The organism is uncultured Pseudoxanthomonas sp. (assembly GCF_947498795.1).
Lineage (GTDB): Bacteria > Pseudomonadota > Gammaproteobacteria > Xanthomonadales > Xanthomonadaceae > Pseudoxanthomonas_A.
Window position 1 is genome coordinate 1,241,207 of the sequence record NZ_CANMLQ010000001.1, and the last position, 16,333, is coordinate 1,257,539.

11 protein-coding genes are annotated in these 16,333 nt (G+C 65.9%); 7 read left to right on the plus strand and 4 right to left on the minus strand.

Translation table 11 applies throughout. The annotated features are described in order from the left end of the window. The first annotated feature begins 55 nt into the window (after window positions 1–55). Both Q0907_RS06005 and Q0907_RS06010 read left to right on the plus strand, forming a co-directional pair. Entirely contained in the window at window positions 56–1,144 is a 1,089-nt protein-coding gene (locus Q0907_RS06005) for a two-component system response regulator (RefSeq protein WP_299342656.1), read from the plus strand. Between the two features lie 3 nt (window positions 1,145–1,147). Further along, complete coding sequence (locus Q0907_RS06010; RefSeq protein ID WP_296282938.1) at window positions 1,148–3,343, plus strand: ATP-binding protein; 2,196 nt, start codon at window positions 1,148–1,150, stop codon at window positions 3,341–3,343. Between the two features lie 173 nt (window positions 3,344–3,516). Here Q0907_RS06010 and Q0907_RS06015 read toward each other — a convergent pair whose 3' ends face one another. Both Q0907_RS06015 and Q0907_RS06020 read right to left on the minus strand, forming a co-directional pair. Beyond that, window positions 3,517–4,383: a crotonase/enoyl-CoA hydratase family protein gene (locus tag Q0907_RS06015; RefSeq protein ID WP_299342507.1), complete on the minus strand. Its 867-nt coding sequence runs from the start codon at window positions 4,381–4,383 to the stop codon at window positions 3,517–3,519. A 266-nt stretch (window positions 4,384–4,649) separates the two neighbouring features. After that, on the minus strand, window positions 4,650–6,329 hold the full coding sequence (locus Q0907_RS06020; RefSeq protein ID WP_299342509.1) for a long-chain fatty acid--CoA ligase: 1,680 nt from the start codon (window positions 6,327–6,329) through the stop codon (window positions 4,650–4,652). Window positions 6,330–6,423: 94 nt separating this feature from the next. On the opposite strand from Q0907_RS06020, the gene Q0907_RS06025 reads away from it, so the two are divergent. Then, window positions 6,424–6,885 carry a nuclear transport factor 2 family protein gene (locus tag Q0907_RS06025; protein WP_299342511.1) on the plus strand — a complete coding sequence of 154 codons (462 nt, stop codon included), beginning with the start codon at window positions 6,424–6,426 and terminating at the stop codon, window positions 6,883–6,885. A gap of 7 nt (window positions 6,886–6,892) precedes the next feature. Here Q0907_RS06025 and Q0907_RS06030 read toward each other — a convergent pair whose 3' ends face one another. Continuing rightward, window positions 6,893–7,357: a hypothetical protein gene (locus tag Q0907_RS06030; RefSeq protein ID WP_299342513.1), complete on the minus strand. Its 465-nt coding sequence runs from the start codon at window positions 7,355–7,357 to the stop codon at window positions 6,893–6,895. 153 nt (window positions 7,358–7,510) lie between these two features. Here Q0907_RS06030 and Q0907_RS06035 point away from each other — a divergent pair, with 153 nt between their 5' ends. Then, entirely contained in the window at window positions 7,511–9,967 is a 2,457-nt protein-coding gene (locus tag Q0907_RS06035; RefSeq protein ID WP_299342515.1) for a prolyl oligopeptidase family serine peptidase, read from the plus strand. Window positions 9,968–10,032: 65 nt separating this feature from the next. On the opposite strand, the gene acnA is transcribed toward Q0907_RS06035, so the two are convergent. Then, window positions 10,033–12,801, minus strand: a complete 2,769-nt coding sequence (gene acnA, locus Q0907_RS06040; protein ID WP_299342517.1) for an aconitate hydratase AcnA — start codon at window positions 12,799–12,801, stop codon at window positions 10,033–10,035. Between the two features lie 208 nt (window positions 12,802–13,009). On the opposite strand from acnA, the gene Q0907_RS06045 reads away from it, so the two are divergent. The 3 genes from Q0907_RS06045 to acnB are packed head-to-tail and all read left to right on the plus strand — an operon-like array spanning window position 13,010 to window position 16,258. Continuing rightward, window positions 13,010–13,216, plus strand: coding sequence for an AbrB/MazE/SpoVT family DNA-binding domain-containing protein (locus Q0907_RS06045; protein ID WP_296282945.1), 207 nt, complete (start codon window positions 13,010–13,012; stop codon window positions 13,214–13,216). After that, window positions 13,213–13,614, plus strand: coding sequence for a type II toxin-antitoxin system VapC family toxin (locus Q0907_RS06050; protein WP_299342519.1), 402 nt, complete (start codon window positions 13,213–13,215; stop codon window positions 13,612–13,614). The genes Q0907_RS06045 and Q0907_RS06050 overlap by 4 nt, the downstream gene beginning before the upstream one ends. A 52-nt stretch (window positions 13,615–13,666) precedes the next feature. Then, complete coding sequence (gene acnB / locus Q0907_RS06055) at window positions 13,667–16,258, plus strand: bifunctional aconitate hydratase 2/2-methylisocitrate dehydratase (RefSeq protein ID WP_299342521.1); 2,592 nt, start codon at window positions 13,667–13,669, stop codon at window positions 16,256–16,258. The last annotated feature ends 75 nt before the right edge of the window (window positions 16,259–16,333 follow it).

Sequence of the window (16,333 nt, forward strand, 5' to 3'; positions counted from 1 at the left end):
CGCCATGTTGGATGCGAGTGCCGCCGCCGCCGGAGTATCCTTGCCCGACAGCCACATGCTGTGGCCACAAGGGGCAGGTAACGCTTTGAACATCGTCATCGTCGACGATCAGACGTCTGCGCGCACCATGCTGCGCCATGTCATCGAGGACATCGCGTCCGAGTTGGCCGTCCATGATTTCGGCGATCCGCTGGCCGCACTGGAATGGTGCGAGAAGAACCGGACCGACCTGCTGCTGCTGGACTACCGCATGCCGGGCATGGATGGGTTGGAGTTCGCGCGCCGCTTCCGCCGGCTGCCGATGCATCGCGACATCGCGATCATCCTGATCACGGTGGTCGGCGACGAGCCGATCCGCCAGGCCGCCCTCGAGGCGGGCGTCATCGATTTCCTCGTCAAGCCGGTGCGCCCGCGTGAGCTGCGTGCCCGCTGCCGCAACCTGCTGCAGCTCCGCCAGCAGTCCGAGAACGTGAAGCAGCGTGCCCTGTCGCTGGAGCAGCGCCTGCTGTCCAGCATGCACGAGGTCGAGGAGCGCGAGCGCGAGACGCTCTCGCGGCTGGCCCGCGCCATCGAGTACCGCGACAGCGGCACCAGCGCCTACCTGGAACGCATGGCCCACGTGGCCGGCCTGATCGCCGAGCAACTGGGGCTGCCCGAAGACGAGGTGCGCACCATCGAAATGGCGGCGCCGCTGCACGACATGGGCAAGATCGCGATCCCGGATTCGGTCCTGATGAAAGCCGGACCGCTGACGGCCGACGAAACCGATGTCATGCGCCGCCACCCGAAGATCGGCCACCAGCTGCTGTCGGGCAGCCAGAACCGCTTCATCCAGACCGGCGCGCTGATCGCGCTGCGCCACCACGAGCGCTACGACGGCAGCGGTTATCCCGATGGCCTCGTGGGCGAGCAGATCCCGTTGGAAGCGAGGATAGTGGCGGTTGCGGACGTCTTCGATGCCCTGATTTCGCCGCGTCCGTACAAGAAGGCCTGGGACAAGGATGCGGCCCTGGCCTACCTGTACGCCCAGCGTGGCCGCCTGTTCGATCCGGCCTGCGTCGACGCGCTGATTCGCGGGCGGGCGCGGCTCGACGACATTTGCGAACGTTACTCGACGGTGCAGAGCCGTCCAGGGATGGAGTGAGCCATGACGAATCCCCTTGCCTGGATCAAATCCCGACTGGCGCATCGCGGCGACAGTGAGCACGGCCAAGCGCTGATCCGGGTCGCGCTGATCACCATCATCCTCGTCTACGCGTTGCTGCCTTCCTCGCGCGCCGCGTTGCCTGCGGACGAGTACACCATCGTCCTGACCATCATCACCTCGGGCCTGGTCAATGGCCTGGGCATCTTCGCGTGGTTGCTGGTGCAGCCTGGCAAATCGCACGCGCGCCGTGCGCTGGGCATGATCGCCGACTACGGCCTGCTGGCGGCGGCGATGAACGGCATGGGCGAGCCGCTGTCGTGGGCCTACGTGGTCCTGATGTGGATCACCGTCGGCAACGGCCTGCGCTACGGCAACCGCTATCTGGTCGTCGCCGTGGCGATGGCGAGCACCGCCTTCGGGGCGGTGGTGCTGATGAACGACTATTGGCGCAGCAACCTGACGCTGGGTGTCGGCCTGGTGCTGGGCCTGATCGCCGTGCCGATGTATCTGTCCGGCCTGCTGCGCGACCTGACGCGCGCCACCGACGAAGCGCGCCGCGCGAACGAAGCGAAGAGCCGGTTCCTGGCCAACATGAGCCACGAGTTCCGCACGCCACTCAATGGTCTCGCCGGCATGTCCGAACTGCTGGCGACCACGCGTCTGGATGCCGAACAGCGCGAGTGCCTGTCCACGATCCAGGCATCGACCCGGACGCTGCTGGGACTGGTCGAGGACGTGCTGGACATCTCCGCGATCGAAGCGGGCAAGGTCAAGCTCAACGTCGTGGAGTTCTCGCCACGCGAACTGGTTGAGAGCATCGGCCTGATCCTCATGCCGCAGGCCCGTGGAAAGCAGGTCCGCTACGAAGGCGTGGTGGACGATGCCATCCCGCTCAAGCTGCGCGGCGATGCGGGCCACCTGCGCCAGGTGCTGCTGAATCTCGCCGGCAACGCGGTGAAGTTCACCGACGACGGCGAGGTCCGGCTGGTGGTCGCGCCCACGCTGGTCGAGGGCAGCCGCATCCGCCTGCGCTTCACTGTCACCGATACCGGCATCGGCGTGCCGGTCGCGCTGCGCGAGCGACTGTTCGAGGCGTTCGAGCAGGCCGATGGCAGCCTGTCCCGCCGCTACGGCGGCACCGGTCTGGGCACGACGATCGCCAAAGGCCTGACCGAGGCCATGGGCGGCACGATCGGCTTCGAAAGCCACGAGCAGCGCGGCAGCTGCTTCTGGGTGGAACTGCCGTTCGAGGCCGTGGCAGAGCGCGTCATGGTGCCGGCCGTGCATGGCCACGCCGAGTGGCTGCAGGAAGAGCCGGAAACCGCCAGCGCCGAGAACATCATCGCCTTCTCGGATCCGTTCCTGCGCCATCGTGCGCGCGTGCGCAGCATGCAGATCCTGGTCGCCGACGACCACGAGGCCAATCGCATGGTCGTGCAGCGCCTGCTGCAGAAAGCGGGCCACCGCATCACCTGCGTCAACGGCGGCGAAGAAGTACTCGATGCGCTGGAATCGGCGACCTACGACGCGGTCATCTGCGACCTGCACATGCCCGGACTGAGCGGCCTGGACCTGTTGAAGCAGCTGCGCGTGATGGAGGCGGGCAGCGGCAGCCGTACGCCCGTGCTCATACTCAGCGCGGATGTCACGCCCGAATCGATCCAGCGTTGCGAGCAGGCCGGAGCGCGCGCCTTCCTTGCCAAGCCGGTCGTCGCCACGCGCCTGCTGGACGCGCTGGCAGACATCGCGACCTCGGGCCGGGTTGCGGCCACCGCCGTCCCGGCGGCGCCTGTGCGTGCGGAAGTGTCGGACGGTGTGCTGGATGTCAGCGTGCTGGACGAACTGACCGCGCTGGGCATGGGTGACGCGTTCGAACGCGAATTCATCGAGCAATGCCTCAACGATGCGGACGGGTGCATCGGCGCGATGGCGCATGCGATGGAGCGCGGCGATGGGGAACACCTGCGTGAGCACGCTCACGCCCTGAAGGGCGTGGCCAGCAACCTGGGCCTGGTCAAGCTCGCGGCGGCCGCCGGCGAAATGATGAGCCTGGCCGACTGGCAGATCACCCGCGAATGGCGTCATCGCCTGGCAGCGCTGAATTCGCACCTGAGCCACGGTCGTGCGGCGCTCGATGCGCGGCAGCGCGTGCGGGGCGCGGGCCTGGACAAGGGCAACGAACACTCGTCGTCCTGACGCGGGGCCACTGCCGCGATCGACGCGGTGGCGATACGGTGGCGCGGGCGGACGCGGTCCGGATGGATCGCTGGCGAGTACGGATGACCCGGACTCGCCCTTGAAGGCGCACGGCGCGCTCCAACCCCCTGATTTCCCCTGTCGTTACTGCGTTGCCGCAGTCATGCGGGTGTTCAGGCCGCGCGGATCGACCGCTTTTCCTGCGCGCGGACGATGCGTTCCATCATCTTCAGCGACTTGTCGCCCAGCGTCAGCGCGGTATCGACCCACACCTCGGTGATGCCCATCAGTTCGTCGTAGCCGACCGGCTGGGCGAGGTTGCGGCAGGCGTTCAACGCCAGGTGCGCATGGGGCGAGCGACGCTGCTTGTCGATGATGGTCTGCACGGCGGAAGCGCCCTGGCCCTTCGGTACCAGCACGTCGACCACGCCAAGCTTGTAGAGCTCATCGCTGGTGTAGATGTTGCCTTCCAGGATGATCTTCTCGGCGACCTGCGGCGAGACGCGCTTGCACAGGAAGGAGTACGCACCCATGCCCGGGAACAGGCCGAACAGCACTTCCGGCAGGCCCATGTCGACGCCTTCTTCGGCGACGATGGTGTGGCAGGACAGGGCGATCTCGAGGCCACCACCCAGTGCGTCGCCCTGGATCAGGGCAATGGTGCGCACGTCACCGCCGAGGCCGGTATTGAGGTGATGGACACCATCGATGCAGCGGCGCGCGTAGCTGAGCAGGCGGTCGCGGTTGTTCTCGCGGATGAGCTGCGAGAAAAGCTCCAGATCGCCGCCGAGGTTGAAGGCATTCGCATCGGACGCGACCACGAGATGGCGAAGCTTGCCGGGCTGGCGCTGCGATTCGCGCAGGGTGATCGAATTCATGAAGCTCAGCACGTCGTCGAGCATCTGGCTGCGGAAGCACGGGCGCACGCCCGGTGCCACGTCCGAATGCATGTACATCCAGTGGGCGTCACCGCTGGGTTCGGACTCGACACGGATGGTCGGGAAGGAACGGGTGCGCTGCAGTTTTTCGACGTTGTTCATGGAGAGCTCCTTGGAGGGTTGCTTGCCCGCGCGGCAGGGGAGGCGGGTGACGGATTAATGTGACGCAGGTGGCATCACGCGCCGATCCTACACCTGAACGAATAATTAAAATCCGGTGCACAAGCGCGCTTGTGGCAACTTGGGGCCGTCCCCCCGCCATCAGTCTCGATATTTGTGACGAATGTCTAGAATCGGACCCTAAAGTCCTGAACCAAAAGAAAAAGGCCGGCGCATGGCCGGCCTTTTTCAACACCCTGAACAGGGCGTCACGCGCTTTTCGCGGGCTCGCGGAGCTCTTTGCGGAGGATCTTGCCGACGTTGGTTTTCGGCAGCTCCGTGCGGAACTCGATGTGCCGGGGCTGCTTGTAGCCCGTGAGGTTGTCGCGGCAGAACGCTTTCACCTGTTCCGCCGTGAGCGACGGGTCCTTCTTCACGATGAACACCTTCACGGCTTCGCCCGACTTCTCGTCCGGCACGCCGATCGCGGCGACCTCGAGCACGCCGTCGAGGCCTGCGATCACGTCTTCCACTTCGTTCGGATACACGTTGAAGCCGGAGACCAGGATCATGTCCTTCTTGCGGTCGACGATGTAGAAGAAGCCGTTCTCGTCCATCTTCGCCATGTCGCCGGTGTGCAGCCAGCCGTCGGCGTCCATCACGTTCGCGGTTTCCTCGGGCCGTTGCCAGTAGCCCTTCATGACCTGCGGACCCTTGATGCAGAGTTCGCCCACCTCGCCAACGGGAACGACGTTGCCGTCGTCGTCCTTGAGGCAGGCATCGGTCGACGGCACCGGCAGGCCGATGGCGCCGTTGTAATCGTGCAGGTCCATGGGATTGATGCACGCCGCGGGCGACGTCTCGGTCAGGCCATAGGCTTCGACCAGCGTCACGCCCGTGACCTTCTTCCACTTTTCCGCAACGGCACGCTGCACGGCCATGCCGCCGCCCAGGGTCATCTTCAGGTTGGAGAAATCGACCTCGTCGAAGCCCGGCGTATTCAGCAGGCCGTTGAACAGCGTGTTGACGCCCGTGATCGCGGTGAAGCGCGTGGCCTTCAGCTCCTTCACGAAGCCGGGCATGTCGCGCGGATTGGTGATCAGGTGGTTCAGGCCGCCAAGCTTCATGAAGACCAGGCAGTTCGCCGTCAGCGCGAAGATGTGGTACAGCGGCAACGCCGTGATGATGACTTCGTTGCCGTAGTCGAGGCCGGTGCCGACCCAGACGCCCGCCTGCTGCATGTTCGCCACCAGGTTGCGGTGCGTCAGCATGGCGCCCTTGGCCACGCCGGTGGTGCCGCCGGTGTACTGCAGGAAGGCGATGTCGCCGGAGTCGATGTCGATGTCGGGCAACGTATGCAGCTGGCCGAGCGTCAGCGTGTCCTTGAAGCGAACGGTGCCGGGAATGTCGTAGTCGGGCACCATCTTCTTCACGTACTTCAGCACGAAGTTGACGATGGCGCCCTTGGGGAAGCCGACCAAGTCGCCCAGCGCGGTCGTGACCACCTGTTTGACCTGCGTGCCGGCGAGCGCTTCCTGCGCGGTCTTGCCGAAATTGTCGACGACCAGCAGCACGCTGGCACCGGAATCGGTCAACTGGTGCTTCAGTTCGCGCGGGGTGTACATCGGATTGACGTTCACCACGGTCAGCCCAGCGCGCAGCACGCCGAAGATCGCAATGGGGTACTGCAGGCAGTTCGGCATCATGATGGCGACGCGGTCGCCTTTCTTGAGCTTCAGTTCGCCAAGCAGGTACGCGGCGAACTGGCGGCTGAGCTTGTCGATCTCGCCATACGTCAGGGTCTTGCCGAAGTTGCGGAACGCGGGACGGTCGCGGTACTTGCTGATCGCCTCATCGAAGACGGACACGATGGAGCGGTACTGCTCCAGGTCCACCTGCTGCGGCACGCCTTGCGGATAACTCTTGAACCACGGACGTTCCTGACTCATCGTTCTGCTCCCTCCCCAGGGTCTACGGGCTGCCTCGCGGCATGCATGTGGGCGAGCGCCGAAAGGGGCGCCTGCCGGGAGCATACCGTTCCGGATGGAAAAGGCGAAGGTTTCGATGGCGAAGATGGGGCAGGGTTTCATCGCGGCGGCGGCGCTCGTGCTGGCGACGCTCGTGGCGTGCAGCGCGGAAACACCCGAGGCCCAGCTGCGGCACCGCGTGGGAGGCATGCAGGTGGCCGTCGAAGAGAAACGCGTCGGCGATTTCATGGACGGCGTCAGCGACGATTTCACCGGGCCGGCCGGCATGGATCGTGTTGCGATGCACAACCTGGTGCGTGCACGCACGTTCGCGAACGCACGCGTGGGAACGACGACCGGTCCCCTGGACGTGCGGGTCGATGGAGACAATGCGACGGTGTCGTTCCAAGTGCTGCTGACCGGCAGTACGGGCCGGTTCCTTCCGGAACAGGCGCAGACCTACGACGTCACCACCGCATGGCGTCGGGAGCAAGGCGAGTGGCGGATCTACCACGCGCGCTGGAACGCGCCCCGCTGACCGCGCGCTATTTCGCCGGCGACAGCTTTCCGGCACTCCACCGGTAGCGCAGCGTTCTGGGAACGGTCGGGCAGCAGCGCGCGTCGTTGGGTCCGGGCCACTTCGTCTTCAGTTCGACGGTGCCGTTGCGCACCACCATGCCTTCCACGCTGCCCAGTGGTTCGTCGGTCTCGCCCGCGGGCGCGTAGTGCTGCCCTTTGCGGGCCAGCACCGTGACGCCGTGATGCCAGTGGGTGGGGCCCAGCATCGTCCACAGCACGACGACTTCCGACTCGCCGTCGCCGTCCAGGTCGGCCACGGCGACATCGCCCGCTTCATAAGCTTCCTGCGGGCCCGCGCTGGCCTGCCGGGTGGCAAGGAACTGCTCGGCGATGCGCCTGGCCTGATCGGTGTCGGGCGCTGCAGCGCGGGCGTCGGCACAGAAGGCGAGGACGAGGAGCAGGCAGGTGGAACGCAGGACAGGAACTCCCATGGCGACGTCTCGGACGACCTTCGACGAAGGCCTTCAAGATCCCTAACGCACCAGGCGCAGCCGACCGGCAAGCGTTCCTCGCACGCCGTGCCCGGTCTTGCCACGACCCGGGGGAGCCGTGATGATCGGCGTGTCAAAACGGGGAAACCGCTCATGTCGATTCGCTGGAAACTGCTGGCGTGCCTGTGGCTGGCCGCTGGGAATGCCTTCGCGCAGGATGCGCTGCCGTACCAGACGCCGCCGGCCGAGATCCTGCAGCTCGCCGACGTGCAGCGACCGCCCACCGTCGCGACGGACAGCCGCAAGCAGCACCTGGTGCTGTTCTACCGCGACACGTTCAAGTCACTGGGGGAACTGTCCGACGAGGAGCTCCGTCTCGGTGGCCTGCGCGTCAATCCACGCACCAACATCGCCAGCACCACCACCTACTTCACCAACGTGCAGGTGCAGGATCTGCAGCGCGGTGGCGCGCAGCAGGTGACGGGTTTGCCTGCGGCGCCGCGCCTGGCGAATTTCACCTGGTCGCCCGACGAACGCCGGCTGGCGTTCACGCACACCACGCGAACCGGCGTGGAAGCGTGGGTGATGGAACTGGCCACTGCGCAGGCCACGCGCCTGACCGAGGCGCGGGTCAACGGCAACGTGGGCAATCCGCTGACCTGGTTCCGCGACAACCAAGCCTTGCTGGTACGCATGTTGCCGGCGCAACGCCCCGCACTGCTCGATACGGCGCGTGCCGTTCCGACCGGGCCGACGGTGTCGGTGAGCGATGGCAGCAAGGCACAGAACCGCACCTACCAGGACCTGCTGAAGAATCCGTCGGACGAAAACAATTTCGCCGTGCTCGCCACGTCCGAACTGCACCGCGTCCCGCTGCAGGGGCGCGCGACGCTCTGGCGTGCCGCGGCAATGCATACCGGCGAATCGTTCTCGCCTGATGGCCGGTACGTCCTGCTGCGCACCCTGCAGAAGCCGTTTTCCTACCTGGTGCCCTATAGCCGCTTCCCGTACCGCGCCGACGTGGTGGAAACCACCGGCAAGCCGGTGACGACCGTCGTCGAAGCCCCACTCGCTGAGAACCTGCCGAAGGGCTTCATGGCCGTGCGCGCGGGTCGTCGCGATGTCGAATGGCGTGCGGACCAGCCCGCCACGCTGGTCTGGGCCGAGGCGCTGGACAAGGGCGATCCGGCGAACGACGTGCCCTTCCGCGACGAAGCCTTCGCGTGGCAGGCACCGTTCACCGCGCCGCCGCAGTCGCTCTTCAAGACCGTCGACCGCGTCCAGGGCATCCTGTGGGGCGACGACACGCATGCGATCGTCACCGATTACTGGTGGAACACGCGCCATACGCGGACCTACGTGCTGGATCCGTCGAAGCCGGGCGCGCCGCTGCGCGAACTTGTGAGCCGCAGTTACCAGGACCAGTACAGCGATCCGGGGCAGTTCGAGACGCGGAAGAACAGCGCGGGTGAAACCGTGCTCGCCCTGGACAATGGCCAGGCGTACCTGATCGGCGACGGCTTCACGCCCGAGGGGCAGTTCCCCTTCATCGATCGGATGGAACTGGCTACTGGCAAGAAGGAACGCCTGTACACGTCGCGTCTCGAAGGCCAGAAGGAAAGCATCCAGGCGCTGCTGGATCCCGCGCAGGGCACGGCGCTGGTACGCATCGAATCGCCGACCGAGTTCCCGAACTACTACGTGCGCCACCTGAAGCAGCGGATCGCACCGGTGCCGGTGACGCAGTTCGAGAATCCCTTCAAGGCCCTGCAGGGCGTGTACAAGGAAGTCCTGACGTACAAGCGCGCAGACGGGCTGCCGCTCACGGGCACGCTGTACCTGCCGGCCGGCTATGACCGAATGGCCAAGCGCGAGAAGCTGCCGCTGGTGATGTGGGCGTATCCCACCGAGTACAAGGACCGAGCCAGTGCGGGCCAGAACACCACGAACCCGAACGAGTTCATCTTCCCGAGCTATGGCTCGCCCGTGTACTGGGTCGCGCGCGGTTATGCGGTGCTGGACGACGCGGCGTTCCCGATCGTGGGCGAGGGCAAGGACGAGCCGAACGACACGTTCATCAAGCAGCTGGTGGCCAACGCCAAAGCCGCGATCGACGCCGTCGACGGATTCGGGTACATCGATCGTTCGCGTGTGGCCGTGGGTGGCCATTCGTACGGCGCGTTCATGACCGCCAACCTGCTGACGCACTCGGACCTGTTCGCCGCCGGCATCGCGCGCAGCGGCGCCTACAACCGCACGCTGACGCCGTTCGGCTTCCAGCAGGAAGAGCGCAACTACTGGGAAGCGCCCGGCGTCTACAACGACATGTCGCCCTTCATGCACGTGGAGAAGATGAAGACGCCGCTGCTGCTGGTGCATGGCGAGGCCGACAACAACTCAGGCACGTTCACCATGCAAAGCGAGCGTTACTTCAATGCGCTCAAGGGCTTCGGTGCACCGGCACGCCTCGTGCTGCTGCCGAAGGAGAGCCACGGCTATGCGGCGAAGGAATCGGTCCTGCACCTGCTGTGGGAACAGGACCAGTGGCTGGAGCGGTACGTGAAGAACAAGGGGCGGGCAGCGGGCACAGCACCGGCTGCGGCTCGCTGAAACACGACTGCCTGCACGAAAAAGGCCGCCTTAGGGCGGCCTTTTTCTTTTCCCGCTACCAGCACTCAGCCGGCCTTGCGCGCCGCCAGCTGGCGCAGCACGTAGTGCAGCAGCCCGCCATGGCGGAAGTACTCCACTTCTTTAGGCGTGAGCAGCAGGACCTTGGCCTGGAACTCGACCTTCTTGCCGTCGGACTTGCGCGCGGTGACCGTGGCGGTTTTCGCAACGCCGTCCTGCAGGCCCGTGACGTCGAATGTTTCCGAGCCGTCCAGGCCCAGCGACTGGGCGTTCTGGCCATCGCCGAACTGCAGCGGCAGCACGCCCATGCCGACCAGGTTGGAGCGGTGGATGCGTTCGAAGCTCTCCGCGATCACCGCCTTCACGCCCAGCAGGTTGGTGCCCTTTGCCGCCCAGTCGCGCGAGGAGCCCGTGCCGTACTCCTTGCCCGCGATCACCACCAGCGGGACGCCATCGGCCCTGTACTTCATCGCCGCGTCGTAGATAGACAGCTTCTCTGGCGATCCGCTGCCGAAGTACAGCGTGTTGCCGCCTTCCTCGCCGCCGAACATCAGGTTCTTGATCCGGATGTTGGCGAAGGTGCCGCGCACCATCACGTCATCGTTGCCGCGGCGGCTGCCGTAGCTGTTGAAGTCGACCGGTTGTACGCCACGCGAGATCAGGAAGCGGCCCGCAGGCGAGTCCTTCTTGATGTTGCCGGCGGGCGAAATGTGGTCGGTGGTGATCGAGTCCCCGAACAGGCCGAGCACGCGCGCGCCGCGGACGTCGTCGATGCTGCCGATCGCCATCGACATGCCGTCAAAGTAGGGCGGGTTCTTGATGTAGGTGGAATCGCCATCCCAGGCGTACAGGTCGCCGTCGGGCGAGGCGATGGTGTTCCAGCGCGTATCGCCCTTGAATACATCGGCATAGTTCTTGGCGAACATCTCGGGGCCGATCGTGGCGGCGATGAAGTCGCCGATCTCCTTGTTGCTGGGCCAGATGTCCTTCAGGAAAACCGGTTGGCCGTCGCTGCCGGTGCCGAGCGGTTCCGCTGTCAGATCGATATTGGTGGTGCCGGCGATGGCATACGCCACGACCAGCGGCGGGCTGGCCAGGTAGTTCATCTTCACTTCGGGGTGCACGCGTCCCTCGAAGTTGCGGTTGCCCGACAGCACCGAGGCGACGACGAGATCATCGGCGGCGATCGCGGCCGACACGTCGTCCGGTAGCGGACCGGAGTTGCCGATGCAGGTGGTGCAGCCGTATCCGACGACGTAGAAGCCCAGCTTCTCCAGATCGTCGAGGACGCCCGCCTTCTCGAGATAGTCGGTGACCACGCGCGAGCCCGGCCCAAGCGAGGTCTTGACCCATGGCTGTGCCTTCAGGCCTTTCGCCGCTGCGTTGCGTGCGAGCAGGCCCGCGCCCAGCATCACCGCCGGATTCGAGGTGTTGGTGCACGAGGTGATCGCCGCGATCACCACGTCGCCATCGCGCAACTTCACCGCCGCGCCGCTGTGCGGCGAGGATTCGTGCGCGGCTTCGCTAGCCCCCACGGCCGTACCGCCGCCGCCTTCGTTCTTGAGCCGGTCTTCCTGCACCAGGTCGATGCGCTTGCGGCGCGCATCGGCGAACGGCACCAGGTTGTCGCGGAAGTTCTGCTTCACGTCCTGCAGCAGCACGCGGTCCTGCGGGCGTTTGGGGCCGGCCAGCGACGGCTTCACATCGCCCATGTCCAGCTGCAGCGTGGCGCTGTACTCGGCATGCGGGCTGTCCGGCGTATGCCACAGGCCCTGCGCCTTGGCGTAGGCCTCGACCAGCGCGATCTGTGCTTCGCTGCGACCAGACAGGCGCAGGTAGTTCAGCGACTCGTGATCGATCGGGAAGATGCCGCAGGTGGCGCCATACTCGGGCGCCATGTTGCCGATGGTGGCGCGGTCGGCGAGCGGCAGGTGCTGCAGGCCGTCGCCGTAGAACTCGACGAACTTGCCCACCACGCCCAGCTTGCGCAGCATCTGGGTGACGGTCAGCACCAGGTCGGTGGCGGTTGCGCCTTCGGGCAGCTTGCCGGTCAGCTTGAAGCCCACGACCTGCGGAATCAGCATCGACGACGGTTGGCCCAGCATCGCGGCCTCGGCCTCGATGCCGCCCACGCCCCAACCCAGCACACCGATGCCGTTGATCATCGTGGTGTGGCTGTCGGTGCCGAAGACGGTGTCGGGATAGGCGATGGCCTGGCCGTCCTTCTCCCCGGTCATGACCACGCGGGCGAGGTTTTCCAGGTTCACCTGGTGGACGATGCCGGTGTTCGGCGGCACCACCTTGAAATTGTCGAACGCCTTCTGGCCCCAGCGCAGGAAGCCGTAGCGCTCCTTGTTGCGTTCGAATTCGATCTTGCCGTTGAGGTCCAGCGCATCGGCGCTGCCGAACACATCGACCTGCACGGAGTGATCGATGACCAGCTCGGAGGGGATCAGCGGATTGATCTGGTCCGGGCTGCCGCCGAGTTTCACCACGGCATCGCGCATGGCGGCAAGGTCGACGACGCAGGGCACGCCGGTGAAGTCCTGCAGCACCACGCGCGCGGGCATGAAGGCGATTTCGGTGTCCGGTTCCTTGGCGGCCTCCCAGGCAGCGACGGCCTGGACATGCTCCGGCAGCACGGTGACCCCGTCCTCGCAGCGCAGCAGGTTCTCGAGCAGGATCTTCAGGGAATAGGGCAGGCGGGCGAGGCCGCCGGCCGGGTCCAGCCGCTCGGCCAGCGCGGGCAGGCTGTAATACGTGTAGGACGTGCCGTTGACGTCCAGGGAACGTCGGGTGGCGAAGGAATCACTCATCGCGGAGGCTCCTGTAGCTGGGGGAGGGTGAGGTGACCAGACAGCATAAGCCGGCGGCCCTGCATGTCTTGTAGAGGCCTGCCCGGATTATCCGCCATGTATGAGACGGGCATGATTCGACCAAGGTGGTGGGGGATGACAGGCGCTCCGGGCTAGGGTATGCCAACTGAAGTATGTATAATTCTTCCATACTCAAGAGGGGCCGCTGATGGAAGCCACCGTTGCAGAACGCGGCCAGATCACCCTGCCGAAGGCCGTGCGCGATGCGCTGGGCCTGACCAAGGGCAGCGTGCTGAAGGTCGAGTTGGAGGGTAGCCGCATCGTGTTGCGGAAGAGCGTCGACGACGCGATTTCGCGCGTGCGTGGCAAGTTCGCCCTCGACGCCGACAGCCCGACGGGCGCCGTCAGCGAATGATCGCCGTCGACGCGCCCGTCCTGATCGAACTGCTGACCGATGGTCCGCGCGCGGACGCCGTTGAGGCGGGCTTGCGCCAGAGTCTCGGCAGCGGGCGTGTCGTCGTCTGCGATGCCGCGCTGGCGCAGCTGTGCGCCTCGCTGCGCAATGGTGCGGATGCCCTGGGCGCGCTTGAGGAAATGGGCGTGCATTTCAATGCCGTCGAAGCCAAGTCCGCCGTGCGTGCAGGCGAGATGCAGCGTCGTCACCGCCAGCGCGAAGGCGACGCCCGGCCCATCGCCGATTTCCTGGTCGGCGCGCACGCGCTGCTGCAGTGCGATGGCCTCATCACCTTCGACACCGCGTTCCACCGCGACTACTTCAAGGGCCTGAAACTGATCGTGCCCGCGAACGAATAAGCGTCACCCTGTTTTCCCATTCCACCGCATCACCGAACGACCGGAGCCACCCATGTTGGAAGCCTATCGCCACCACGTAGCCGAGCGCGCCGCGCTGGGCATCCCGCCGCTGCCGCTGTCGGCCCAGCAGACGGCCGAGGTCATCGAACTGCTGAAGAACCCGCCGGCCGGTGAAGAGGACTTCCTGGTCGAGCTCATCACGCACCGCGTGCCGGCCGGCGTCGACGATGCCGCCAAGGTGAAAGCGTCCTACCTGGCCGCCGTCGCGTTCGGTACCGAGAAGACCCCGTTGATCACGCCCACGCGCGCCACTGAGCTGCTGGGCACGATGCTGGGCGGCTACAACATCCACCCGCTGATCGAGCTGCTCGACAACGCCGAGCTGGGCGCGACCGCCGCCGAGGGCCTGAAGCACACGCTGCTGATGTTCGACAGCTTCCACGACGTGCAGGAGAAGGCCGAGCAGGGCAACGCCCATGCGCGGGCCGTGCTGCAGAGCTGGGCCGACGCCGAATGGTTCACCAGCAAGCCGGAAGTGCCGCAGAGCCTGACCGTCACCGTCTTCAAGGTGCCGGGCGAGACCAACACCGACGACCTGTCGCCGGCGCCGGACGCGACCACGCGCCCCGATATCCCGTTGCACGCGCTGGCGATGCTGAAGAACAAGCGCCCCGACGCGCCTTTCGTGCCGGAAGAAGACGGCAAGCGCGGCCCGATCCAGGAAATCCTGTCGCTGAAGGACAAGGGCCATCTGGTCGCCTACGTCGGCGACGTGGTCGGTACAGGCTCCTCGCGCAAGTCGGCGACCAACAGCGTGCTGTGGTTCACCGGCGAGGACATTCCTTTCATCCCGAACAAGCGCTTCGGTGGCGTCTGCCTGGGCAGCAAGATCGCCCCGATCTTCTACAACACGATGGAAGACGCCGGCGCGCTGCCGATCGAACTCGACGTCTCGCAGATGAATCACGGCGACGTGGTCGAGCTACGGCCGTACGATGGCAAGGCACTGAAGAACGGTGAAGTGATCGCCGAGTTCCAGGTGAAGTCCGACGTGCTGTTCGACGAAGTGCGCGCTGGTGGCCGCATCCCGCTGATCATCGGCCGCGGCCTGACCGCGAAGGCGCGCGAAGCGCTGAAGCTGCCGGCGACGGACCTGTTCCGCCAGCCGCAGCAGCCGGCCGACAGCGGCAAGGGCTTCTCGCTCGCGCAGAAGATGGTCGGCCGCGCCTGCGGGCTGCCGGAAGGCCAGGGCGTGCGCCCGGGTGCCTACTGCGAGCCGAAGATGACGTCGGTGGGTTCGCAGGACACCACCGGTCCGATGACCCGCGACGAGCTGAAGGATCTGGCCTGCCTGGGCTTCTCGGCGGATCTGGTGATGCAGTCGTTCTGCCACACCGCGGCCTATCCGAAGCCGGTCGACGTGAAGACGCACCACACGCTGCCCGAATTCATTTCGACCCGCGGTGGCATCTCACTGCGCCCGGGCGACGGCGTGATCCACAGCTGGCTCAACCGCATGTTGCTGCCCGACACCGTCGGCACCGGCGGCGACTCGCACACGCGCTTCCCGGTGGGCATTTCGTTCCCGGCCGGCTCCGGCCTGGTCGCGTTCGCCGCGGCCACCGGCGTGATGCCGCTGGACATGCCGGAATCGGTGCTGGTCCGTTTCAAGGGTGAACTGCAGCCGGGTGTGACGCTGCGCGACCTGGTCAACGCGATCCCGTACTACGCCATCAAGTCCGGGCTGCTGACCGTGGCCAAGGCGGGCAAGAAGAACATCTTCTCCGGCCGCATCCTCGAGATCGAAGGCCTGCCGGACCTGAAGGTGGAGCAGGCGTTCGAACTGTCCGACGCCTCGGCCGAACGTTCCGCCGCCGGTTGCACGGTGCGCCTGAACAAGGAGCCGATCATCGAGTACCTCACCAGCAACATCACGCTGCTGAAGTGGATGATCGCCGAAGGCTACGCCGACGCCCGTTCGCTGGCCCGTCGCATCGCGAAGATGGAAGCGTGGCTCGCCGACCCGCAGTTGCTGGAGCCGGATGCCGATGCCGAGTACGCGGCGATCATCGACATCGATCTCGCCGACGTGCACGAGCCGCTGCTGGCCTGCCCGAACGACCCGGACGACGTGAAGACGCTGTCGGACGTCGCGGGTACCGTGATCGACGAAGTGTTCATCGGTTCGTGCATGACCAACATCGGCCACTTCCGTGCCGCCGCCAAGCTGCTGGAAGGCAAGCGCGACATCCCGACCCGCCTGTGGGTCGCGCCGCCGACCAAGATGGACGCCTCGGAGCTGACCAAGGAAGGCGTCTACGGTACGTTCGGCACCGCGGGTGCGCGCATGGAAATGCCCGGCTGCTCGCTGTGCATGGGCAATCAGGCGCAGGTGCGCGAGGGTGCGACGGTGTTCTCCACCTCGACCCGCAACTTCCCGAACCGCCTGGGCCGCAACTCCAACGTGTTCCTGGGGTCGGCCGAGCTGGCCGCGATCTGCTCGCGCCTGGGCAAGATCCCGACCAAGGCCGAGTACATGGCCGACATCGGCGTGATCAACGAGAAGGGCGCCGAGATCTATCGCTACATGAACTTCGACCAGATCGAGGAGTACCAGGACGTGGCGAAGACCGTGGCCGCCTGATCCTGGGCGGCTGCAGGGAGTCGAAGGCCCGGCCCAGCGCCGGGCCTTTTTTTTGGGCGGCGCCGTCCGGTTGAT